Here is a 21,115-nt window from a genome sequence, read left to right on the forward strand (position 1 = left end):
CGTAGCCTGCAGGGATGAGAGAGACCCTGAACGCCGTGCTGGGCTGGGGCACGATCGCCCTGCCGGTCGCACTCGGGCTCTATGTCCTGGGCTATGCCGCCTGGACGCTCTCTCATCGCAGGCCGCTCGAGAAGCGCTATGCCGGGGGCGGAGGAGGAATCGGCGGCGCGTTCGACAGCGTGTTCGCCCCCTCGTCTCTGGAGGCCGAGGCCGAACGCGACCGGCAGACCCGGCGGACCGCTCCGGCGCCCTCGCCCGGCGACCCGCCCTGGGGAATCGACGGAGACAGGATCCGGATCGACCTCTGAGCGGCGGGTTCTGCACCGTCAGCGGGGCGCACGGTAAACTGGACGGTTACCCGATGGAGGGAGACCCGATCGCCATGACGACCGACACCGAGCGCATCGAAGTCCTCGAACGCGAGATCGAGAGGATGCAGACCGTCATCGACTTCCTGCAGGTGACCTTCGCTCACGAGCCGAAGCGCAAGAACCGCTTCCGGCGCGTGATCCGCCATGCCGAGGGCAAGATCGACGGCATCCGATTCGCCCTCGAGACGATCCGGTCATCGCCGCCCGAGCCCGGAGGACGTCCCTCCGCCTAGACAGCGGAAAGCCCCCGCCTCGATCGAGGACGGGGGCTTTCGCGAAGGCGATTACTTGGAGGAACCGCCGAAGTTCTTGAAGCGCTGGTTGAACTTCTCGACGCGGCCGGCCGAGTCCATGATGCGCTGCTTGCCCGTGTAGAACGGGTGCGAGGCCGAGGAGATCTCGACGTCGATGACCGGGTACTCCACGCCGTCCAGCTCGATCGTCTTGTCGCTCGTGACCGTCGAACGGGTGAGGAACGTGTCGCCCGAGCCGAGGTCGCGGAACACGACGGCCTGGTACTGGGGGTGGATGTCAGTCTTCATGGGATTCCTTACGTGGTGCCCTGGATTGTGCCAGGGGCGAGGGAAGTCTGTGGCGCAGAATGCACCGAGGATCGATTCTAACAGATCACGCGGCGCGCGCCGCGTAACGGCCGTCGGCCCGGTCCAGCGAGATCGGCATGCCGAATGCGTCGCTCAGCGCCTCGGCCGTGAGCGTCTGCTCGATCGGCCCCGCGGCGACGATCGCGCCATCGCGCAGCAGCAGGACGTGCGTGAACCCGACCGGGATCTCCTCGACGTGATGGGTCACCATGACCATCGCGGGAGTCGTGGGCGACTGGGCGAATCCGCCGAGCAGAGCCAGCAGCTCTTCGCGCGCGCCGAGGTCGAGGCTCGCGCTCGGCTCGTCCAGCAGCAGCAGCTCCGGATCGGTCATCACGGCCCGTGCGATCTGCACGCGCTTCTGCTCGCCGTCGCTGAGCGTGCCGAAGTGACGCTCGGCGAGGTGCTCCAGATGCCATTGCTCGAGAACGCGCATCGCGCGGCGCTCGTCGATCGACTCGTACGACTCGTTCCAGCGCCCCATGACCGAGTACGCCGCCGTCATGACGGTGTTCAGCACGGTTTCGTCCGCGGGGATCCGGCGCGCCATCGCCGAGGAGGCGAAGCCGATCCGCGGGCGGATCTCGAACACGTCGGTGCGGCCGAGGGTCTCCCCCAGGATGTCGACCCGTCCCTGCGTCGGGTGCATCAGGGTGTCGGCGAGCTGGAGCAGCGTCGTCTTGCCCGCGCCGTTGGGTCCGAGCACGACCCAGCGCTGGTCGTCCTCGACGGTCCAGGAGAGGTGATCGACGATGTTGCGGCCGTCGCGGCGCACCACGACATCCGAGAATTCGAGGACGGCAGACATGCCTTCAGCCTATCGGTCAGGCCGTGAGCTCCTCGTAGAGCGCCCTTGTCGTGTCGGCGATCGCGCCCCAGCTGAACTCCTCCGCCGCGCGACGTCGCCCCGCCTCGCCGTACGCCTTCGCCTGCGCGGGATCCGAGACGACCTCGGTCAGCACGGCGGCGAGATCCGAGACGTAGCGGTCCGGATCCACGGGCGTCCCCGTCCCGTCCTGCACCTGCTCGATCGGCACCAGCCGGCCGGTCACCCGGTCGTCCACGACCTCGGGGATCCCGCCCGTCGCCGTGCCGACGACCGCGGCGCCGCACGCCATCGCCTCGAGGTTCACGATGCCCAGCGGTTCGTACACCGAAGGGCACACGAAGGTCGTCGCAGCGGTGAGGATCGCGGACAGCTCGTGCCGAGGCAGCATCCGCTCGATCCACACCACGCCCTGTCGCGTCGCCTGCAGGCCTCGGACGAGCTCCTGCACCTCGGCCATGATCTCGGGCGTGTCCGGCGCTCCTGCGCAGAGCACCAGCTGCACCTCTGGCGGCAGCAGCGCCGCCGCCCGCAGCAGGTAGGGCAGACCCTTCTGCCGCGTGATCCGGCCTACGAAGACCACGGACGGCTTCTCCGGATCGATGCCCTGCGCGCGCACGAACTCCGGGTCGTCGACCGGGTGCCAGGCCTCCACGTCGATGCCGTTGTGGATCACCCGCACCTTCGCCGGATCCACCTGCGGATAGCTGCGCAGGATGTCCGCGCGCATTCCGGCGCTCACCGCGATGATGGCCGCCGCGTTCTCGTAGGCGAGCCGTTCGATGCCGCTCGAGACCGCATAGCCGCCGCCGAGCTGCTCCGCCTTCCACGGCCGCAGCGGCTCCAGGCTGTGCGCCGTGAGCACGTGCGGGATGCCGTGCAGCTGCGATGCGATGTGCCCGGCGAAGTTCGCGTACCAGGTATGGCTGTGCACCACGTCGGCGCCCGCGACGTCCGGCACGATGACCAGATCCGTGCCCAGCGTCTGCAGCGCCGCGTTCGCGGAGGCCAGTTCCGCGGGAGTTCGATAAGCCGTCACATCCTGTTCATCCCGCTCCGCGCCGAAGGCCCTGACCCGCACTTCGATGCTCTCTCGCAGGGCTTTCACGAGCTCGGCGACATGCACGCCGGCCCCTCCGTAGATCTCCGGCGGGTACTCCTTGGTGACGATGTCGACGCGCATGTCGTGAACGCTAGTACATGCATCGACGTGGCTCTATGGTGGACCCATGTCGGCACCAAAGAAGGTTTTCGGGATCATCCTCGCCGGTGGCGAGGGCAAGCGGCTCATGCCTCTGACGGCGGATAGAGCCAAGCCTGCCGTGCCCTTCGGAGGCCAGTACCGATTGATCGATTTCGCGATCTCCAACCTGATCAACTCGGGTCTGCGCCAGATCGTGGTGCTCACCCAGTACAAGTCCCACAGCCTCGATCGCCACATCTCGCAGACCTGGCGGATGTCCGCCCTGCTCGACTCGTACGTCACTTCGGTGCCGGCTCAGCAGCGCCTCGGCAAGCGCTGGTTCTCCGGATCCGCGGACGCCATCCTGCAGAGCCTGAACCTGATCCTGGATGAGAAGCCCGACATCGTCGTCGTCATCGGCGCCGACCACGTCTACCGCATGGACTTCACGCAGATGATCGAGGCGCACATCGCCTCGGGGGCGCGCGCGACCGTCGCCGGCATCCGTCAGCCACTCGCTCTCGCCTCGCAGTTCGGCGTGATCGACATCGCGGACGGCGACTCGGGACGCATCAGCCAGTTCCTGGAGAAGCCCTCGGATCCGACGGGCCTCCCGGACTCCCCGCACGAGGTGCTCGCCTCGATGGGCAACTACGTGTTCGACGCCGACGCGCTCATCGAGGCCGTCGAGGCCGACGGCGAGCTGGCCGGATCCAACCACGACATGGGCGGCGACATCGTGCCGTACTTCGTGGGTCGCGGTGAGGCCGGCTTCTACGACATGAAGCAGAACGACGTACCGGGGTCCTCCCCGCGCGATCGGTCGTACTGGCGCGACGTGGGCACGATCGAGTCGTTCTTCGACGCGCACATGGATCTGATCTCCACGCTGCCGATCTTCAACCTCTACAACATGGAGTGGCCGATCCACTCCCAGGCGGTGAACTCGCCCCCGGCGAAGTTCGTGCGCGACTCGGTCGGCCGGATCGGCAATGCGATCGACTCGATCGTGTCGCTCGGATCGGTGCTCTCCGGCACGCATCTCGAACGCAGCGTGGTCGGACCATGGACCCTCGCCGCCGGAGGCTCGACCATCACCGACTCGGTGCTGTTCGACGGAGTGCGGGTCGGCCAGGGCGCGCGCGTGCACAGGGCGATCCTGGACAAGAACGTGGTCCTGCTCGATGGTGCGACCGTCGGCGTGGATCGCGAGCGCGATCTCGACCGCGGCTTCACCATCACCGAGACAGGCCTGACCGTGGTCGGCAAGGGCGTGCGCATCGAGCGCTGAGTGCTCCTCCTCCCGGCCGTCACAGCGGCGGGGACGCGCGGATCCGGCCGCTACGCTCGTCGGGTGACCTCCGCGCGCTTCCTCGTCGTCCTCGATGCCGATTCCACTCTCATCCGCAACGAGGTGATCGAGCTCCTCGCCGAGGAGGCCGGCCGCCGGGCCGAGGTGCAGGCTGCGACCGAGGCGGCGATGCGCGGCGAGGTCGACTTCGCGACGAGTCTGCGCTCACGGGTCGCGGCGCTGACCGGCGTCCCCACGGCCGCGTTCGAGCGCGTGCGCAGCCGCATCGAGCCCACCCCCGGCGTGCGCGAGCTCACCGCGGCGGTGCACGAGCGCGGTGGCGTGGTCGGCGTGGTCTCCGGCGGCTTCCACGAGATCCTCGACGCTGTCGCCCCCGCCCTCGGCGTCGACCGGTGGCGTGCGAACAGGCTCGAGGTCGCGGATGACGCTCTGACCGGCCGGGTCGACGGCGCCATCGTCGATGCCGCTGCCAAGGCGGCATCGCTGCGGGAGTGGTCCGCAGAGCTCGGTGTCGCGCCCCACGCCACGATCGCGATCGGCGACGGCGCGAACGATCTTCAGATGATGGCGGCGGCCGGACTCGGCCTCGCGTTCAACGCCAAGCCCGCCGTCCGCGCGGCGGCCTCGCTCGTGGTGGGCCCGGTCGACCTGTCCCAGGTCATCCCGCTGCTTCCCTGATCGCACGTCCCTGGCTCCTGCGCCGGCGCCTCCGGGCCTGGCGCGCTGTCGGTGGCCCTGTCTAGCGTGGGGACATGGACATCTTCCTCGTTCCCGGCCTGTGGCTCGACGCCGGCTCATGGGCACCCGTGCTGGAGCCGCTGCGCGCGGCCGGCCACACCCCGCGGCCGCTGACCCTGCCCGGCGTCGGAGTGCCCGCCTCCGGTTCCGCCGACCTTCGCATGCACGACTGGATCGCGGCGGTCGTGGCCGCGATCGACGAGGCGCAGGGCGATGTGGTGCTCGTCGGTCACTCCGGCGGCGGCAACGTCATCTGGGGCGCGGTGGATGCGCGCCCCGACCGCGTGCGCCGCGCGGTGTTCGTCGACACGGTGCCCCCGCCGAACGGCAGCGGGATCAGCGAGTTCCCGGTGGTCGACGGGGTCATCCCGTTCCCCGGCTGGGACTTCTTCGATGCCGTCGACGTGGAGGACCTCGACGCGCCGACTCGAGCGGCGGCCGCCGCCACCGCGCAGAGCGTTCCCGCGCAGGTGCCGACGGATCCGATCGCCCTGACGGATCCGCGTCGCTACGACGTGCCGGCGACCCTGCTCATGGGTTCGCTCACGCAGCCCGAGCTCGAGGGATACCTCGAGCAGTGGGGCTCCTACGGCGACGAGTACCGCAGCATCCGCGATACCGAGGTCGTGCGGATCGGCTCCGGGCACTGGCCGCAGTACTCGGCCCCGGAGCGGCTCGCGGAACTGCTGGTCGCAGCCGTGCGCTGACGCAGTCGGTCAAGGCCGTGCGCCGGTGCACCTCTGCGCGACGGCGTGCTGTCGATCGCTGCGAGCCGAAGGATGGCCTGCGCTCAGTGCCCCATGCCGAGGCCGCCGTCGACCGGGATCACGGCGCCCGAGATGTACGCGGCGTCATCCGAAGCGATCCACGTGACCACGCCGGCGACCTCGTCCGCGGAGGCGAAGCGTCCTGCCGGGATGCTCGCCTTGTACTGCTTCTGGGTGTCCTCGGGGAGCTCGGCGGTCATGTCGGTCTCGATGAAACCGGGCGCGACGACGTTGGCGGTGATCCCGCGCGCCCCGAGCTCCCGGGTGAGGGAGCGGGCGAAGCCGACGAGAGCGCTCTTGGACGCGGCGTAGTTGATCTGCCCGGCGGAGCCGTAGAGGCCGACCACGCTGGAGATGAGGATCACCCTGCCGAAACGCGCCTTGAGCATCCCCTTCGATGCGCGCTTGACGACGCGGAAGGATCCGCCCAGGTTCGTCGACACCACGCTGTCGAAGTCGTCCTCGCTCATCCGGAGCAGCAGCGTGTCCTTCGTGATGCCGGCGTTCGCGACGACGATCTCGACAGGACCGAGCTTCTGCTCGACCTCCGTGAACGCCGCATCCACTGCGGCCGCGTCCGTGACGTCGGCCCGCACCGTGAGCGTCCCCTCGGGCCCTTCGCCGCTGCGCGCGGTGACGGCGACGCGGTAGCCGTCACGCACGAAGCGCTCGGCGATCGCGCGGCCGATGCCGCGATTTCCGCCGGTGACGAGGACGACGCGATCAGTGCTCATGCAGGGCTCCCAAGAAATCGAGGTGTACGGCTCGCAAGCCTATCGAGCCGATGTGGCGGCAGGAATTGACACGGCCCTGAGAGCACGGAAATCTTTGTGTTGACCCAGGAGGAACAGTCATGAGCAACGACAACGGCGGTATCCCGCCCCAGGGGCAGCAGCCCCCCGCATATCCGGGCGCCCCTGTGCCCCCGCAGCAGCCCGCCTACCCGTCCGCCGCGCCGGAGCCGCAGGCCCCGGTTCCGCCGGCCCCGGCGTATCCGGCTGCCGCACCGCAGCAGCCCGCCACACCGCAGCAGCCCGCCTACCCGGCCCCGGCCGCGCAGCAGCCCGCTGCGCCGGCCTATCCCGGTGCCGCTCCCGCCGCCCCCGGCTACCCGACGCCGTCGTACGCGCAGCCCTACGGCCAGCCCTACGCCGCGCCGCAGAAGTCGAACGGTCTCGCGATCGCCTCGATGATCTGCGGCATCGCGAGCGTGCTGTTCTGCTGGGTGTACCTCATCCTGCCGCTGGCCCTCGGCCTCGCGGCGGTCATCATGGGGCACATCTCGCTCAAGAAGATCAAGAACGATTCGACGCTCGGCGGCAAGCCGCTCGCGCTCACCGGCCTCATCACCGGCTACGTCGGAATCGCCCTCGGCGTCATCATCGGCGCCTTCCTGATCTTCGCGATCATCTACGCCGTCTCGGTGAGCAACAGCTACGGCTACTGAGCGCCCGTGAGGTCACGGCGGCGTAGGCTGGAGTCATCGTGAGAAGGACTCCAGACGCCGCTGTGACCTCCCTGCCGCGCGCACCGCGCGACGAGGCGAGGGACCGTGTGCGCCATTACGTCATCACGATGTCGATCCGCATGGTCTGCTTCATCCTGATGTTCGTCGTCCAGCCGATGGGCTGGTGGACCTGGGCGTTCGGCATCGCCGCCGCGGTCCTTCCGTACATCGCGGTCGTCTTCGCGAACGCCGGAGACGACTCCGTCCCGACCGGCGTCGAGTCGCCCCGCATCCAGATAGAGGCGGCCGATGATGCGCCCCCGCCTGCGCCGAGCGATCCCCCGGTGATCACGATCTCCGAGACCGCCGCGCACCCCGCCGAGCCGCGCTCGTGATCGCTCGCGAACCCGCCTTGAAGTGCTCACGTGCAGGTTGCCGCTCTGCGGCGACGCACCGCATCGTGTGGCGCAATCCGCGCATCCACGGGCCGGAGCGGGAGAAGATCTGGCTCGCGTGCGACGAGCACCTGCGCTTCCTGTACGACTACCTGCGCGCCCGGGAGTTCCCGGCCCGCATCGACGACGCCGTGGGCGAAGGCGAGGGCGAACCCGAATGATGCGTCAGCGCCTGCTCCGATGGAGCGCCTACCTCGCCGTCGCGATCGTGTTCGCAGTCGTGTGCGCCTATCTCTCGAACTGGCAGTTCTCCCGCAACGACGGCCGCCAGACCCAGCTCGAACTGGTGCAGCAGAACTACGATGCGAAGCCCGTCCCGCTCGGTCAGCTGCTCTCCCCCGGTGGGACGCTCGCGGAGAAGTCGCAGTGGCACCCCGTGTCGCTGAAGGGTCGGTACGAACCCTCCGGACAGCTGCTGGTGCGCAACCGTCCGCATGGCGGCACCAGCGCCTTCGAGGTGCTCGTGCCGTTCCGCACGGACGATGGGCGCGTCTTCATCGTCAACCGCGGCTGGGTCATCGCCGGGGACGGATCCGATGTGCCCACCTCGATCCCGGCGCCTCCCACGGGCGAGGCCACCGTCATCGCGAGGCTGCGCCCGGCGGAGCCGCTGCCGCCGTCCGGCCGCGGCGCCCCCGAGGGGCAAGTGCCCAGCATCAACCTCGCGCTGGTGGCGGACAAGATCGGTGGCGGGACCGCCGTCGACACCGGCGCCTATGGCGAGCTCGTGAGTGAGTCCCCGGCTCCTGCTACACGTCCGCACGCGTTCGAAGCCCCCTCGGACGATCCTGGGCCGTTCCTGTCCTACGCGGTCCAGTGGATCCTGTTCGCGATCATGGGCTTCATCTTCATCGGGTACGTGATCCGCACCGAGATCATCAAGCACCGCGATGAGGCGGCGGGACGCCCACCGCGCGAGCCCCGTCGCCGTCGCGACCGCGACATGGACGACGAGGACGCCCTGCTGGACGCCGTCCAGCACTGACCTCCCCGCCCCGCGCTGCCCGCTCACTCCCCCTACCTACCGCGAGACTCCATCTGGGCGACGAGACTGCGGCTTTCGCATGCAGTCTCGTCGCCCAGATGGAGTCTCGCGGATAAGAAGGCCGGAACGAGCTCGGCGCGGGTCAGGCGAGCTCGATGAGGTCCTGGTAGTCCTTGGACCAGATGTCCTCGACGCCGTCGGGCAGGATCAGCACGCGCTCCGGGTTGAGGGACTCCACCGCGCCGGGATCGTGCGAGACGAGGACGACCGCGCCCTCGTAGTGCGCGAGCGCGCCGAGGATCTCCTCGCGCGACGCGGGATCGAGGTTGTTCGTGGGCTCGTCGAGCAGCAGCATGTTCGCCGCCGAGACGACGAGCGTCGCGAGCGAGAGACGCGTCTTCTCGCCACCGGAGAGCACTCCGGCCGGCTTGTGCACGTCCTCCCCCGTGAACAGGAAGGATCCGAGGACCTTGCGCGCCTCGGTCTCGTTGAGATCGGGGGCGGAGGACATCATGTTCTCCAGCACAGAGCGCTTCACGTCCAGGTTCTCGTGCTCCTGCGCGTAGTAGCCCACCTTGAGGCCGTGACCCGGCTCGAGCTGCCCCGTGTCGGGCTGGTCGACACCCGCCAGGATCCGCAGGAGCGTGGTCTTGCCGGCACCGTTCAGACCCAGCACCACGACCTTGGAACCGCGGTCGATCGCGAGGTCCACGTCGGTGAAGATCTCCAGCGAGCCGTAGGACTTCGACAGGCCAGATGCCATGAGCGGCGTCTTGCCGCAGGGCGCGGGCTTCGGGAAGCGCAGCTTGGCGACCCGGTCGACCTGGCGCACCTCCTCGAGACCCGAGAGCAGCTTCTCCGCGCGCGCCACCATCTGGTGCGCGGCGGCGGCCTTGCTGGCCTTGGCGCCGAATCGGGCGGCCTGCTGCTGCAGCGACGTCGCCTTCTTCTCGGCGTTGGCGCGCTCCTTCTTGCGGCGCTCCTCGTCGGCCACGCGCTGGCGGAGGTAGTTCTTCCAGTTCATGTTGTAGATGTCGATCATCTGCCGGTTCGCGTCCAGGTAGAACACCCGGTTCACGGTCTCGCCGACGAGCTCGACATCGTGGCTGATCACGATCAGCCCGCCCCTGTATCCCTTGAGGAACTCGCGCAGCCACACGACGCTGTCCGCGTCGAGGTGGTTCGTGGGCTCGTCGAGGATCATCGTCTCGGCGTCGGAGAAGAGGATGCGCGCGAGCTCGATGCGACGGCGCTGTCCGCCGGAGAGCGTCTTGAGCTGCTGGTCGAGGATGCGGTCCGGCAGCGACAGGTTGTGGGCGATCGACGCCGCCTCCGCCTCCGCTGCGTATCCGCCCATCGCCTCGAAGCGCTCGGTGAGGTTGCCGAACTGGCGCATGGCCTTCTCCGCGACCGCGGGATCGTCGGAGCCCATGAGCTCGGACGCCTCACGGATCCGCAGGGTCAGGGATCCGAGTCCGCGGGCGTCCAGGATCCGAGTGCGGGCCAGCATCTCGGGGTCACCGGTGCGCGGGTCCTGCGGCAGGTAGCCGAGCTCCCCGCTGCGATCGACCTTGCCGTTGGCGGAGATCAGATCCCCAGCCAGCACCTTGGTCAGCGTGGTCTTGCCGGCGCCGTTGCGGCCGACGAGGCCGATCTTGTCGCCGTCGGCGACGCGGAAGGACACGTTCTCCATGAGGAGGCGCGCTCCCACGCGGATCTCGAGGTCGTGCACGGCGAGCACAGCGGACGTCCGTTCTTCAGAAGGGGGTGGGCGGCCGGATGGCCAGCCTCCCAGTATAGGACGCACGGCTGAACCGGATCTGCGCGCCAGGACGAGCGAGCGCGTCGACCGCGTCGCCCTCTACGGCGTCAGCCCAGCCCGCGCGCGGCGAGGGCCTCCCCCACGGCGTCCGCATGCCGCAGCGTGCGGACCAGCAGCGGCACCGCCATGCGCGGCCCCAGGCGCACGCCCCTCGCCTCCTGGGCCTCTCGCACAGCGTTCACGAAGCTGCCCACGACGGGAACCATCGTGATGGTCAGCGACAGGATCAGCGCGACGGCATCCGCATTCACGCCGAGTGGCCGCAGCGGGCGCAGCATCCTCCCGATCGCCGCCATGAGCGCGCTCATCGAGGTTGACCGGGTGACGAGTTCCGCGAGCAGCAGCAGGACGACGACCCGGCCCGTGTTCACGATCGCCGCCGGCACGCTCACGAAGATCACCAGCGCGACGCCGAGCAGGAGGATGAGCCAGCGCAGCCGCCACCAGGCCTGCCCGAGCGCGCGGACGTCGAACCCGGCGAGCAGGAACAGTACGCTGACGGTCAGGACCGCGCCGACGATCGGCAGGACGGCGCCGGGGGTCGCAGGCACGAACGAGAGGCCGAGCGCGATCGCGGCGAGCAGCGCGAGCTTCACTCCCGCGGGTGTCCGGTGCAGGAACCCGGATCCGGGACGGTAGAGCGAGATCATCGGCGGATACTCACGCGCAGGCCTGCAGGTACGCCGCGATCACGTCGTCCGGAGCGCCCTGGGCGAGGACGCGTCCCTCCTCGACGAGCACCGCCTCGTCGCAGCGCCGGGCGAGCTCGAGGTCGTGCGTCACCAGCACGAGCGGCACGTCGAGCTCGTCCAGCAGCGCATCCCCGATGCGGCGGCTGTTGCGCAGATCGAGGCGCGTGGTCGGCTCATCGGCCACCACGAGCCGCGGGCGGCCGATGAGCACCGAGGCCAGCGCGAGCAATTGCTTCTGGCCCCCTGACAGTTCGGACGCCGGGGCGTCCCGGAAGGCGCCGAGGCCGCACAGCGCCAGGGCTTCGTCCACGCGCACCGCGCGCTCGTCGGCGGGGACGCCGCGCAGCGACAGTGCCAGATCCTCGGCGGGCGTCGGCATCAGGATCTGGGCCTCCGGATCCGCGAACACGAAACCGACCCGGCGTCGGATCTCGCGCACGTCCCGCGCCGGGTCGAGTCCGCTGACGCTCACTGTTCCGGCTGTCGCGACGTGCAGCCCGTTCAGCAGCCGGGCCAGACTCGACTTCCCGGATCCGTTCGCGCCGATCACGGCTGTCCGGCGCGCCGTCAGCCGCATCGACACGTCGTCGAGGATCGTGCGCTCGTCGACGCGCATTGAGACGGCGCGCAGCTCGATGTCAGGCGACACGCGCGGCCGTCTGCCGGAACGCCCGCGGGTAGGCGCGCTGCAGCGCGACGCACAGCACCGTGGCGAGGGCCGCCTTGAGGAGGTCGCCCGGGAGGAACATGAGACTCGACAGAGCCGTCGGGCCGAGCGGCACCCCGGTGACCAGCGCCTGCACGGGGATCCCGAACAGGTACACGACCCCGATGCCGCCGAGCACCGCGGCGAGACCCGCGCGCCACCAGGTGACGCGCCGGGACCCCAGGATCAGGCCGATCACGACGACGCCAGCGACCCACCCCAGAAGGTAGCCTGCGCTCGGACCGACGAAGACACCCAGCCCGCCGCGTCCGCCGGCCAGCACGGGGAGGCCCACCGCAGCGAGGGCGAGCACGACCAGCACGGAGAGCGGCGCGAGCTGCGGGCCGAGGATGAGTCCTGCGAGCATCACGCCGAGGGTCTGCGCCGTGATCGGCACTCCCCCGGGCAGGGGGACGATCACGAGCCCCAGGGCGATGATGAGCGCCGCGAACACGGCGATGCGGGCGGCGTCTGCGCCCCACGGGCGGGAGGTCGAGGTCATGGGATCCCCTTCGGATCTGGGACGGAGCGGCGGCGCGGGTCTGGCCGCCCGTCTCCTGAACAGTGTTCACCTGAACGGCGTTCAGTATACTCATGCCCATGACCCCCGCACGCACCGGACGCCACGACCGCGAACACATCGTCGGTATCGCGCTCGACCTGCTCGATCGCTACGGCCTGCCAGACCTCACCATGCGACGGCTGGCGACGGAGTTGGAGGTGCAGCCCAGCGCCCTGTACTGGCACTTCGACAGCAAGCAGGATCTGCTCGCGGCCGTGTCGGACCGCATCCTCGCGCGCATCCCCGCTGCGGAGCCGGGCGCCGATCTCCTCGTCGCGGCGCATGCGGTGCGAGACGCCCTGCTCTCGTACCGCGACGGCGCGGAGGTCGTGCTGAGCTCCGCCGCCCTCCGCCCCGGCCGGTCCCGCGCGGAAGACGCCCTCCGCGCGGCATTGCCGACCGCGCTCCCCGACGCCGGCCTCGCGGCGACGGCGGTGCTGCAGTTCATCCTCGGCCACACCACGCTCGTGCAGCAGCGCATGCACGGCGAGAGCCATGGCGCGGCGAACTCCGCCGTCGACCCGGCCGGCGGTGAGGACGCGGCCGTGTTCGAGGCGGGGATCGCGCTGCTCAGCCGCGGCGCGGGTCTGACACCGACGCTGCGCTGACGGTGTCCGCGTCGATCGCGCCGGGGCCGTCGCCGATCCGCAGTCCGGGGATCGTCGCGACCAGCAGGACCGCCGCCGCCAACGCGAACACGACGGGGAAGCCCGACCCGGTGAACGGAAGGCTCACGAACAGCAGCCCGGCGACCGCGATCGTGACGGCCGAGCCCGTCGCATCCGAGATCGAGAGCGCCGACGAGTTGAACCCCTCGTCGGCCGGTGTCGAGTACGCGAGCGTGAGCACCGTGAGACGCGGGTAGAGCAGTCCCATCGCGCCGCCTGCGATCCCCCACAGCACGACGACGACCCAGGGCAGCGCATGAGTCGCCGCGACCACGGCGAGGCCCAGGAAGGCGATGAGGAGGAGCACCGCGCTGATCACGACCATCCGGCGGCTCCCCAGCCGCTCGCCGTACCGGCCCTGCACCGCGGAAGCGCCCGACCACGCGAGGGCTGCCGCGGTGAGAGCGAGACCGGCGATCGTCGGGCTGAAGTCGAAGCGCTCCATGAGCATCTTCGGCACGTAGGCCTCGGCGGCGAAGAACGCGCCCGCGACGAGGCCGCGCATCAGTACGACGCTCGGGAGCCGCGGCGCCGCGCGCAGCGATCCCGCCGGCAGCAGCGGCTTGATGGCGAACGCGATGACCGCGATCGAGACGAGGGCGAGCGGCCAGCCGATCGCCGGAGCGGCGTCCGCCGCGAACCCGACGGCGACGGCGGCGATCGCCACGACGACGGCGAGGAGGATCCGCAGGCCGATCCGTCCGCCGTCCGCTACGGCGGCCTCATCCTCCGAGGAGGCGTCGGGATGCGCGTTCAGATCCACCGCGCGCAGCCGCACGATGACGAGGATGAACGCGATCACCGTCAGCACGGCGACCCCGAGGAACGTCCACCGCCAGTGCAGGTACTGCGCGACCGCACCCGCGAGGAATGGGCCGATCATCGAGGGCACCACCCAGGCCGCGGCGAAGGCGGCGAAGATCCGGCCGTGCAGCTGCGGCGGGTACACGCGGGCGACGACGACGTACAGGGCGACGGTCTGACCGCCCGCGCCGAGCCCCTGAATGAGCCGGCCGAGGATCACGACGTACATGTCGGTCGCGACGCCCGCGATCAGCAGGCCGGCGATGAACAGCACGACTGCGGTGTAGAGCGGCGCTCTCGGGCCCGAGCGGTCGCTCCACGCCCCGGCGACGACCATGCCGATCACGCCCGTGGCCAGCGTCCCCGCGAAGGCCACCGCGTACAGCGCTTCGCCGTGCAGGTCCGACGCGACGAGCGGCATGACGGTCGTGACCGCGAGAGCCTCGATCGCGGCGAGGAAGATCAGGACCACGGATCCGACCGTGATGCCGAGGCGATGCCGATCCCAGATCGTGGCGACGGGCGCGCCGGCGCTCACCGCTGCACCAGCGCCGCGATCCGCAGCACGGCCTCGGTCAGCACTTCCGGCGCACAGCCGAGATTGATGCGCACGTGCCCGTTGCCCTCTGCGCCGAACGTCGGGCCGCGGTTGAGTGCCACCCTGGCCTCGCGCAGGATGCGCCCCGCGGGGTCGTCGCCCCAGCCGAGGTCGCCCAGGTCGACCCAGGCGAGATAGCCCGCATCGGGCAGGCGATAGCGCGCTTCCGGGATGTGCTCGGCGAGCAAGCGGCCGAGAAGGCGCCTGTTCTCATCGAGCGCGACGAGAAGAGCGTCCAGCCAGGAGTCGCTTGCAGGATCCCACGCGGCCACGGCCGCCAAAGCGCCGAAGAGCCCCGTGCGCCATTCCACCTCGGGCGGCAGCGCGCGCACCACGGCGGCGGTCTGCTCGCTCGCCGTCACCATGACCGCGCATTTGAGCCCGGCGAGGTTGTACGCCTTGCTCGCGCTCGTGACCGTGTAGCCGACCTCCTCCGCGAGCGGCGATGCGGCGAGGAACGGCGTGTAGTCGACGCCGGGCTGCACGAGGGGTGCGTGGATCTCGTCGCTCACGACGACGGCCCCGTGCGCGGCCGCGAGCTCGGCGAGCCGCGCGAGCACCGCGCGGCTGTGCACCGTGCCGGTCGGGTTGTGCGGGTTGCACAGCAGCACGGCGCGCGCGCCGCCCGCGAGTGCTCGCTCGATCCCGTCGAGATCGAGCACCCAGGACCCGTCGACGTCGAGGAGCGGCACCCGCTCCACCACGCCCCCGGCCTCCTCGACGCAGTCGAAGAAGGGCGGATAGACCGGCGGCGCCACGATCACGCGATCACCCGGCGTGAGGACCGCACGAAGGATCTCGACCACGCCCATCATCACGTCGCAGGTGGACCGGACGCGGGCGGGCTGCACGCTCCAGTCGAACCGGCGCTGAGCGAAGGCGACGAAGGCGTCCCGCAGCCCGGGGTCCGGCGGGGTGTACCCGGTGTCGCCGAGGTCGACCGCCTCATGCAGGCGCGCAGTGATCGCATCCGCCAGCGGGAAGTCCATCTCCGCCACGAACAACGGCAGCACGTCGTCCGGATACGAGCGCCATTTGGTGCTGGTACGACGGCGGAGCTGATCGAGCGGCAGCGCCTCGAGGGCTGCGGTGCGGGCGGCGATGGTCACCGTTCGAGCCTATCGAGGCGCAGACGACGAAGGGCCCGACGCCGTCATACGGCGTCAGACCCTTCGGGCGTTGCGTGTCAAATCGCGAAGCCGAGCGCGCGCATCTGGTCGCGACCGTCGTCGGTGATCCGCTCGGGACCCCACGGCGGCATCCACACCCAGTTGATGCGGAAGCGGTCGACGACATCGTCCAGCGCCTGGCCGGTCTGCTCCTCGAGCACATCGGTCAGCGGGCACCCAGCGCTCGTGAGCGTCATGTGGATGACGAGGGCGTCGTTCTCCTCGTCCCAGGAGAGGTCGTAGATGAGGCCGAGGTCGACGACGTTGATCCCGAGTTCCGGGTCCACCACGTCCTTGAGCGCCTCGGTGACCTCGTCGTACTTCTCTCCGGTCAGCGTTGCCGTCATGCCTTCAGCCTACGCTTCGATGGGAGCGGCGGGGTCGAGGAAGCGGTCGTAGCCCTCGTCCTCGAGACGGTCGGCGAGCTCCGCGCCACCCTCTTCCACGATCTTGCCCGCGACGACGACGTGCACGTAGTCGGGGCGGATGTAGCGCAGGATGCGCGTGTAGTGCGTGATCAGCAGCACGCCGAGGTTCGTGTGCTCCTTGGCGCGGTTGACACCCTCGGAGACGATCTTCAGCGCGTCGACGTCGAGGCCGGAGTCGGTCTCGTCGAGCACGGCGATCTTCGGCTTGAGCACCTCGAGCTGCAGGATCTCGTGACGCTTCTTCTCGCCGCCCGAGAAGCCCTCGTTGACGTTGCGCTGCGCGAACTTCGGGTCCATGCGCAGGTTCGCCATGGACTCCTTCACGTCCTTGGTCCACTGGCGGATCGAGGGCGCCTCGCCGTCCAGCGCCGTCTTCGCGGTGCGCAGGAAGTTGGTGACGGTGACGCCGGGGATCTCGACCGGGTACTGCATCGCGAGGAAGAGACCCGCGCGGGCGCGCTCGTCGACGCTCATCGCAAGGACGTCCTCGCCGTCGAGGGTGATCGATCCACCCGTGACGGTGTACTTCGGGTGGCCGGCGATCGTGTACGCCAGGGTCGACTTGCCGGACCCGTTCGGGCCCATGATCGCGTGGGTCTCCCCCGTGCGCATGGTGAGGGTGATGCCGTTGAGGATCGGCGTGGTGCCCGCCTCGGTCTCGACGGTGACGTGCAGGTCCTTGATCTCCAGGACAGTCATGGATGGTTCCTTCGTATTCGTGAAGCTTCGTGTGCGGGCGTCGGGCTCAGAGGCCGCTGACGTCCTTCGTGACGGTGGGGTCGATCATGAGGTCGTCTCCGACGATCTCCGTGACGTACACCGGGACCGGCTCATAGGCCGGGAGGTTCAGAGGCTTGCCCGAGCACAGCGAGAACGCCGAGCCGTGCGCCCAGCACTCCAGCGTCGTGCCCTCGACGAACCCTTCCGACAGCGAGATGTCGCCGTGCGTGCAGGTGTCGCCGATCGCGTGGATCTCGCCCTCGGAGTCGAGCACGACCGCGATCGGCACACCGTCCAGCTCGACGCGCAGCGGAGTGTCCTCCTGCAGGTCGCTCACGGCGCAGGCCCGCTGAGCGGTCACGCGTTCACCGCCTGCAGCTCGAGCTCGATCGCGGCGAGCAGCTCCTTCTCGAGGGAGGGCACGCCGAGACGCTGCACGATGTCACTGAGGAAGCCGAGCACGACGAGGCGGCGGGCCTCCTCCTCGGTGATCCCCCGCGCCTGCAGGTAGAAGAGCTGCTCGTCGTCGAAACGTCCGGTGGCACTCGCGTGACCCGCGCCGAGGATGTCGCCGGTCTCGATCTCGAGATTCGGGATCGAGTCGGCGCGTGCACCCTCGGTGAGCACCAGGTTGCGGTTCGCCTCGTACGAGTCGGTGCCGGTGGCGTCCGGGCCGATCAGCACGTCGCCGATCCACACGCTGTGCGCGTTCTGGCCCTGCAGGGCGCCCTTGTACAGGACGTCGCCGACCGTGTGCGGACCCTTGTGGTGCAGGTACACCTGGCTCTCCAGGTGCTGGCCCGCATCCGCGTAGGACAGTCCGTACAGGCGGGCCTCGGATCCGGCGCCGGCGAGCTCGACGTTGGGGTTCACGCGCACGACACCGCCGCCGAAGCTCACGACGAAGTGCGTGAGCGAGGCGTCGCGGTCGACGCGGGCCTGGTGCGACGACGCGTGGACCGCGTCATCGGCCCAGCGCTGCACGCTGACCACGGTGAGGCGTGAGCCGTCGCGGGCGATGACCTCGACGTTCTGCGCATACTGGGCGGCGCCGTGGTGGTCGAGCACGACCGTGGCACGGGAGTTCGGCATCGCCTCGATGAGGATCTGGCCGAACGCGCGCTTGCCCGCGTCCGTGCCGTCGATGCGGAGCACGATCGGCGCGTCGATCTCGTCGTCCTGCGGGATGCGCACGTGCAGGCCGCGGCGGGCGTGCTTCCACGCGAGCGCGCTGGGCAGATCCTCCGGGCGGAAGAACTCGCCGTACGCGTCGGCCTCGTCGGGGACGAGGAAGGCCTCGACGTCGTCGAGGTCGATCGACACGGCGAAGTCATCGCCGGGCTCGTCGGTCATCAGACCGGCGAGCTGCGCGACGGGCGTGTGCTTCCAGTTGACCTCGCGACCCGTGGGTGCGCCGAAGTCGGCCGGGTCGTACGAGTGCGGGCGCTCCGAACGGGTCTGCACCGGAACGGTCTTCTCCGCAGCCACGAGCTGGGCCGCGGGGTCGATGTGGGCGTGCGTGTCCTGCGCCTCCGCGGGCGCGGCAGTGGGGGCCGTCATCTCAGCCGACCGATCCTTCCATGCCCATCTCGATGAGCTTGTTCAGTTCCATCGCGTACTCCATGGGCAGCTCGCGTGCGATCGGCTCGATGAAGCCGCGCACGATCATCGCCATCGCCTCGTCCTCGGGCATGCCACGGGACTGGAGGTAGAAGAGCTGCTCCTCGCTGACCTTCGAGACCGTCGCCTCGTGGCCGAGCTGCACGTCGTCGACGCGGATGTCGATCGCGGGGTAGGTGTCGCTGCGGGACTTGGTGTCCACGAGCAGCGCGTCGCAGCGCACGGTGTTGGCGGAGTGGTGCGCGTTCGCGTCCACCCTGACCTCGCCGCGGTAGCCGGCGCGGCCGCCGCCGCGGGCGATCGACTTCGAGACGATCGACGACTGCGTGTACGGCGCCATGTGGATCATCTTCGCGCCCGCGTCCTGGTGCTGCCCGGGGCCGGCGAAGGCCACGGAGAGGGTCTCGCCCTTCGCGTGCTCGCCCATCAGGTAGATCGACGGGTACTTCATCGTCACCTTGGAGCCGATGTTGCCGTCGACCCACTCCATGGTCGCGCCCTCGTGCGCGACCGCGCGCTTGGTGACCAGGTTGTAGACGTTGTTCGACCAGTTCTGGATCGTCGTGTAGCGCACGCGGGCGTTCTTCTTCACGATGATCTCGACGACGGCCGAGTGCAGCGAATCGCTCTTGTAGATCGGCGCGGTGCAGCCCTCGATGTAGTGGACGTAGCTGTCCTCGTCCGCGATGATCAGCGTGCGCTCGAACTGACCCATGTTCTCGGTGTTGATCCGGAAGTAGGCCTGCAGCGGGATCTCCACGTGGACGCCCTTGGGGACGTAGACGAAGGATCCGCCGGACCACACGGCGGTGTTCAGCGCGGCGAACTTGTTGTCGCCGGCCGGGATCACCGTGCCGAAGTACTCCTCGAAGAACTCGGGGTGCTCGCGCAGCGCGGTGTCGGTGTCCATGAAGATGACGCCCTGCGCCTCCAGATCCTCCCGGATCTGGTGGTAGACGACCTCGGACTCGTACTGCGCGGCGACGCCGGCGACCAGGCGCTGGCGCTCGGCCTCGGGGATGCCGAGGCGTTCGTAGGTCTCGCGGATGTCTTCCGGGAGGTCTTCCCAGCTCTGCGCCTGCTTCTCGGTGGAGCGCACGAAGTACTTGATGTTGTCGAAGTCGATCTCGCTGAGGTCGGCGCCCCAGGTCGGCATCGGCTTGCGGCCGAAGAGCTGGAGGCCCTTCAGACGGGTCTTCAGCATCCATTCCGGTTCGCTCTTGAGCGCCGAGATGCCTCGCACCACGTCTTCGGAAAGACCGCGTCGTGCGGTCGCGCCGGCGGCATCCGTGTCGTGCCAGCCGAACTCGTACACCCCCAGACCATCCAGCTCCGGGCGGTCGATCAGCACATCCGACATCACACTCTCCTCTTGGGCCGTAACGGTTCATCCGCCCCGGCACACCGCCGATCCTGTCGAGTCTGCAGGGAACGGGTGCCGCTTCTGGGCCCTCATCATGGACGCAAAGCATTCGCGCCTAAACTGTGTTGTCGATGGCATCGCCATGCGCGTTCCGCGCTCCTGCGACCATCGCCAACACCTGAGATTCTACAGGTTCCCTCCGACATCCGGGCCGCAGTGCGCCCGCCGGAAGGGTTCCGGAGGAGCTATGCCCGAGATCGCACCCCAGCCCGCCCCCCGCACCCGCTCCGGATTCCTGGGCCGGGTCCATGATTGGCTCCCGGATCGCGTGGACCTCCGCGTGCGCATCGCGGCCTGGATCTCGCTCATCCTCGAGATCGCCATCGTCGGCACCGGAGGCGCTGTCCGCCTCACCGATTCGGGCCTCGGCTGCGAGTGGCCGCTGTGCACGCCGGACTCGCTGTTCCCCACCGCCGCGCAGAGCTACCACTCGCTCATCGAGTTCGGGAACCGCGGACTCAGCTTCTTCGTGGGGCTCGCCGCGATCGCGGTGATCGTGCTCGTGTCACGCATGAGGGCCGAGCGCCGCGACCTGTGGATCATGTCCTGGATCATCTTCGCGGGCGTTCTCGTGCAGGCCGTGGTCGGCGGGATCCTGGTGATCTTCCAGCTGCACCCGAACATGGTCGCCTTCCACTACCTGGTCTCGCTCGTCCTCGTCGCTGTGGCGGCCGCCTTCGTGGTGCGGATGGGGCAGCCCGGGGGCGCACGAGAGCGCGCCGTGCCCAAGGGCGTCGCGATCCTGGTGCACATCACCTCCTTCGTCCTCGCGCTGACCGTGATCTTCGGCGTGCTCACCACCGGTGCCGGTCCGCACTCCGGCGACCCTGCGGTGACGCTGCGCAACGGCTTCGACGCGACGATCCTCGAGCACGTGCACTCCTGGCCCGCCTACGCGCTGTTCGCCCTCACCCTGACGCTGCTCGTGATCGCGCTGGCGAACTCGCTCACGGCGATCCGCAACGCCGTGATCGCGGTGCTCGCGATCGAGCTGGTGCAGATCGCCGTCGGCCTCTATCAGGCCCGCAACGCCCTGCCCCCGCTCGCCGTCGGCGTGCACATGGTCCTCGCCGCGATCCTCGTCGCCGCGTGCACGGCCCTCGTGCTGCAGCTGAAGCGCCCTGTGGCGAAGACCTGGCCCTCGGCCGCCGGCACCGAGGGGGCCGGAGCCACCGGCACGGCCTCCGCGACCACGCGCGGCTGAACCGCGCTCAGCC

At 69.5% G+C, this 21,115-nt stretch carries 26 protein-coding genes; 11 read left to right on the forward strand and 15 right to left on the reverse strand.

What is annotated here, in order from left to right; translation table 11 throughout:
- Positions 1-14 precede the first annotated feature (14 nt).
- Together CQ044_RS07025 and CQ044_RS07030 are read left to right on the forward strand one after the other, a co-directional pair.
- Complete coding sequence (locus CQ044_RS07025; protein ID WP_105687800.1) at positions 15-308, forward strand: hypothetical protein; 294 nt, start codon at positions 15-17, stop codon at positions 306-308.
- 74 nt (positions 309-382) lie between these two features.
- Complete coding sequence (locus CQ044_RS07030) at positions 383-604, forward strand: hypothetical protein (RefSeq protein WP_146116751.1); 222 nt, start codon at positions 383-385, stop codon at positions 602-604.
- Between the two features lie 51 nt (positions 605-655).
- Here CQ044_RS07030 and CQ044_RS07035 read toward each other — a convergent pair whose 3' ends face one another.
- The 3 genes from CQ044_RS07035 to glgA form a co-directional block, all read right to left on the reverse strand.
- Positions 656-913: a type B 50S ribosomal protein L31 gene (locus CQ044_RS07035; RefSeq protein WP_045273153.1), complete on the reverse strand. Its 258-nt coding sequence runs from the start codon at positions 911-913 to the stop codon at positions 656-658.
- Between the two features lie 85 nt (positions 914-998).
- Complete coding sequence (locus CQ044_RS07040) at positions 999-1,781, reverse strand: ABC transporter ATP-binding protein (protein ID WP_105687802.1); 783 nt, start codon at positions 1,779-1,781, stop codon at positions 999-1,001.
- A 16-nt stretch (positions 1,782-1,797) separates the two neighbouring features.
- Positions 1,798-2,982, reverse strand: a complete 1,185-nt coding sequence (glgA, locus tag CQ044_RS07045) for a glycogen synthase (RefSeq protein WP_105687803.1) — start codon at positions 2,980-2,982, stop codon at positions 1,798-1,800.
- A 46-nt stretch (positions 2,983-3,028) separates the two neighbouring features.
- Here glgA and CQ044_RS07050 point away from each other — a divergent pair, with 46 nt between their 5' ends.
- The 3 genes from CQ044_RS07050 to CQ044_RS07060 all read left to right on the forward strand — a co-directional run bounded on the left by CQ044_RS07050 (position 3,029) and on the right by CQ044_RS07060 (position 5,739).
- Entirely contained in the window at positions 3,029-4,273 is a 1,245-nt protein-coding gene (locus CQ044_RS07050) for a glucose-1-phosphate adenylyltransferase (RefSeq protein WP_045273156.1), read from the forward strand.
- 63 nt (positions 4,274-4,336) lie between these two features.
- Entirely contained in the window at positions 4,337-4,972 is a 636-nt protein-coding gene (gene serB / locus CQ044_RS07055) for a phosphoserine phosphatase SerB (protein WP_105687872.1), read from the forward strand.
- Between the two features lie 74 nt (positions 4,973-5,046).
- Complete coding sequence (locus CQ044_RS07060; protein ID WP_105687804.1) at positions 5,047-5,739, forward strand: alpha/beta fold hydrolase; 693 nt, start codon at positions 5,047-5,049, stop codon at positions 5,737-5,739.
- A gap of 83 nt (positions 5,740-5,822) precedes the next feature.
- Here CQ044_RS07060 and fabG read toward each other — a convergent pair whose 3' ends face one another.
- Positions 5,823-6,533 carry a 3-oxoacyl-ACP reductase FabG gene (gene fabG / locus CQ044_RS07065; protein WP_045273159.1) on the reverse strand — a complete coding sequence of 237 codons (711 nt, stop codon included), beginning with the start codon at positions 6,531-6,533 and terminating at the stop codon, positions 5,823-5,825.
- 119 nt (positions 6,534-6,652) lie between these two features.
- Here fabG and CQ044_RS07070 point away from each other — a divergent pair, with 119 nt between their 5' ends.
- From CQ044_RS07070 to CQ044_RS07085, 4 genes are all read left to right on the forward strand, one after another.
- On the forward strand, positions 6,653-7,246 hold the full coding sequence (locus tag CQ044_RS07070) for a DUF4190 domain-containing protein (RefSeq protein WP_105687805.1): 594 nt from the start codon (positions 6,653-6,655) through the stop codon (positions 7,244-7,246).
- A gap of 38 nt (positions 7,247-7,284) precedes the next feature.
- On the forward strand, positions 7,285-7,641 hold the full coding sequence (locus tag CQ044_RS07075; protein ID WP_105687806.1) for a DUF3099 domain-containing protein: 357 nt from the start codon (positions 7,285-7,287) through the stop codon (positions 7,639-7,641).
- A gap of 65 nt (positions 7,642-7,706) precedes the next feature.
- On the forward strand, positions 7,707-7,862 hold the full coding sequence (locus CQ044_RS07080; protein WP_374954851.1) for a hypothetical protein: 156 nt from the start codon (positions 7,707-7,709) through the stop codon (positions 7,860-7,862).
- On the forward strand, positions 7,859-8,686 hold the full coding sequence (locus tag CQ044_RS07085; RefSeq protein ID WP_105687807.1) for an SURF1 family protein: 828 nt from the start codon (positions 7,859-7,861) through the stop codon (positions 8,684-8,686). The genes CQ044_RS07080 and CQ044_RS07085 overlap by 4 nt, the downstream gene beginning before the upstream one ends.
- Positions 8,687-8,828: 142 nt before the next feature.
- On the opposite strand, the gene CQ044_RS07090 is transcribed toward CQ044_RS07085, so the two are convergent.
- The 4 genes from CQ044_RS07090 to CQ044_RS07105 form a co-directional block, all read right to left on the reverse strand.
- Complete coding sequence (locus tag CQ044_RS07090; RefSeq protein ID WP_045273163.1) at positions 8,829-10,427, reverse strand: ABC-F family ATP-binding cassette domain-containing protein; 1,599 nt, start codon at positions 10,425-10,427, stop codon at positions 8,829-8,831.
- A 128-nt stretch (positions 10,428-10,555) separates the two neighbouring features.
- The gene (locus CQ044_RS07095) at positions 10,556-11,158 is read right to left on the reverse strand and encodes an energy-coupling factor transporter transmembrane protein EcfT (protein ID WP_105687808.1); all 603 of its coding nucleotides are present in this window, start codon (positions 11,156-11,158) and stop codon (positions 10,556-10,558) included.
- Between the two features lie 10 nt (positions 11,159-11,168).
- Complete coding sequence (locus CQ044_RS07100) at positions 11,169-11,849, reverse strand: ABC transporter ATP-binding protein (protein ID WP_308736923.1); 681 nt, start codon at positions 11,847-11,849, stop codon at positions 11,169-11,171.
- Positions 11,839-12,408: a biotin transporter BioY gene (locus CQ044_RS07105; protein WP_105687810.1), complete on the reverse strand. Its 570-nt coding sequence runs from the start codon at positions 12,406-12,408 to the stop codon at positions 11,839-11,841. The genes CQ044_RS07100 and CQ044_RS07105 overlap by 11 nt, the downstream gene beginning before the upstream one ends.
- A gap of 98 nt (positions 12,409-12,506) precedes the next feature.
- On the opposite strand from CQ044_RS07105, the gene CQ044_RS07110 reads away from it, so the two are divergent.
- Entirely contained in the window at positions 12,507-13,076 is a 570-nt protein-coding gene (locus CQ044_RS07110; protein WP_105687811.1) for a TetR family transcriptional regulator, read from the forward strand.
- Here the strand turns inward: CQ044_RS07110 and CQ044_RS07115 are convergent.
- From CQ044_RS07115 to sufB, 7 genes are all read right to left on the reverse strand, one after another.
- Positions 13,039-14,478 carry an MFS transporter gene (locus CQ044_RS07115; RefSeq protein WP_105687812.1) on the reverse strand — a complete coding sequence of 480 codons (1,440 nt, stop codon included), beginning with the start codon at positions 14,476-14,478 and terminating at the stop codon, positions 13,039-13,041. The genes CQ044_RS07110 and CQ044_RS07115 overlap by 38 nt on opposite strands.
- Complete coding sequence (locus CQ044_RS07120) at positions 14,475-15,647, reverse strand: MalY/PatB family protein (protein WP_258133192.1); 1,173 nt, start codon at positions 15,645-15,647, stop codon at positions 14,475-14,477. Before CQ044_RS07120 ends, CQ044_RS07115 begins: the two co-directional genes overlap by 4 nt.
- A gap of 77 nt (positions 15,648-15,724) precedes the next feature.
- Positions 15,725-16,054 (reverse strand): metal-sulfur cluster assembly factor, encoded by a 330-nt coding sequence (locus tag CQ044_RS07125; RefSeq protein WP_045252088.1) that lies wholly within the window; start codon positions 16,052-16,054, stop codon positions 15,725-15,727.
- A 9-nt stretch (positions 16,055-16,063) separates the two neighbouring features.
- Complete coding sequence (gene sufC / locus CQ044_RS07130; RefSeq protein ID WP_105687813.1) at positions 16,064-16,834, reverse strand: Fe-S cluster assembly ATPase SufC; 771 nt, start codon at positions 16,832-16,834, stop codon at positions 16,064-16,066.
- A 46-nt stretch (positions 16,835-16,880) separates the two neighbouring features.
- Positions 16,881-17,216 carry a non-heme iron oxygenase ferredoxin subunit gene (locus CQ044_RS07135; protein ID WP_045273169.1) on the reverse strand — a complete coding sequence of 112 codons (336 nt, stop codon included), beginning with the start codon at positions 17,214-17,216 and terminating at the stop codon, positions 16,881-16,883.
- Entirely contained in the window at positions 17,213-18,415 is a 1,203-nt protein-coding gene (sufD, locus tag CQ044_RS07140) for a Fe-S cluster assembly protein SufD (protein WP_105687814.1), read from the reverse strand. Before sufD ends, CQ044_RS07135 begins: the two co-directional genes overlap by 4 nt.
- A 1-nt stretch (position 18,416) precedes the next feature.
- Positions 18,417-19,835, reverse strand: a complete 1,419-nt coding sequence (gene sufB / locus CQ044_RS07145; RefSeq protein ID WP_105687815.1) for a Fe-S cluster assembly protein SufB — start codon at positions 19,833-19,835, stop codon at positions 18,417-18,419.
- A 250-nt stretch (positions 19,836-20,085) separates the two neighbouring features.
- Here sufB and CQ044_RS07150 point away from each other — a divergent pair, with 250 nt between their 5' ends.
- A complete protein-coding gene (locus CQ044_RS07150) occupies positions 20,086-21,102 on the forward strand; it encodes a heme A synthase (RefSeq protein WP_105687816.1) in 1,017 nt (338 codons plus the stop codon).
- Positions 21,103-21,115 lie beyond the last annotated feature (13 nt).

It is taken from the genome of Microbacterium sp. MYb64 (genome assembly GCF_002979495.1).
GTDB lineage: Bacteria > Actinomycetota > Actinomycetes > Actinomycetales > Microbacteriaceae > Microbacterium > Microbacterium azadirachtae_A.

Coding starts and splice junctions, on each gene's coding strand:
- CQ044_RS07025 (WP_105687800.1), top strand. CDS start 15: ATGAGAGAGACCCTGAACGCCGTGCTGGGCTGGGGCACGATCGCCCTG.
- CQ044_RS07030 (WP_146116751.1), top strand. CDS start 383: ATGACGACCGACACCGAGCGCATCGAAGTCCTCGAACGCGAGATCGAG.
- CQ044_RS07035 (WP_045273153.1), bottom strand. CDS start 913: ATGAAGACTGACATCCACCCCCAGTACCAGGCCGTCGTGTTCCGCGAC.
- CQ044_RS07040 (WP_105687802.1), bottom strand. CDS start 1,781: ATGTCTGCCGTCCTCGAATTCTCGGATGTCGTGGTGCGCCGCGACGGC.
- glgA (WP_105687803.1), bottom strand. CDS start 2,982: ATGCGCGTCGACATCGTCACCAAGGAGTACCCGCCGGAGATCTACGGA.
- CQ044_RS07050 (WP_045273156.1), top strand. CDS start 3,029: ATGTCGGCACCAAAGAAGGTTTTCGGGATCATCCTCGCCGGTGGCGAG.
- CQ044_RS07060 (WP_105687804.1), top strand. CDS start 5,047: ATGGACATCTTCCTCGTTCCCGGCCTGTGGCTCGACGCCGGCTCATGG.
- fabG (WP_045273159.1), bottom strand. CDS start 6,533: ATGAGCACTGATCGCGTCGTCCTCGTCACCGGCGGAAATCGCGGCATC.
- CQ044_RS07070 (WP_105687805.1), top strand. CDS start 6,653: ATGAGCAACGACAACGGCGGTATCCCGCCCCAGGGGCAGCAGCCCCCC.
- CQ044_RS07085 (WP_105687807.1), top strand. CDS start 7,859: ATGATGCGTCAGCGCCTGCTCCGATGGAGCGCCTACCTCGCCGTCGCG.
- CQ044_RS07095 (WP_105687808.1), bottom strand. CDS start 11,158: ATGATCTCGCTCTACCGTCCCGGATCCGGGTTCCTGCACCGGACACCC.
- CQ044_RS07105 (WP_105687810.1), bottom strand. CDS start 12,408: ATGACCTCGACCTCCCGCCCGTGGGGCGCAGACGCCGCCCGCATCGCC.
- CQ044_RS07110 (WP_105687811.1), top strand. CDS start 12,507: ATGACCCCCGCACGCACCGGACGCCACGACCGCGAACACATCGTCGGT.
- CQ044_RS07125 (WP_045252088.1), bottom strand. CDS start 16,054: ATGACGGCAACGCTGACCGGAGAGAAGTACGACGAGGTCACCGAGGCG.
- sufC (WP_105687813.1), bottom strand. CDS start 16,834: ATGACTGTCCTGGAGATCAAGGACCTGCACGTCACCGTCGAGACCGAG.
- sufD (WP_105687814.1), bottom strand. CDS start 18,415: ATGACGGCCCCCACTGCCGCGCCCGCGGAGGCGCAGGACACGCACGCC.
- sufB (WP_105687815.1), bottom strand. CDS start 19,835: ATGTCGGATGTGCTGATCGACCGCCCGGAGCTGGATGGTCTGGGGGTG.
- CQ044_RS07150 (WP_105687816.1), top strand. CDS start 20,086: ATGCCCGAGATCGCACCCCAGCCCGCCCCCCGCACCCGCTCCGGATTC.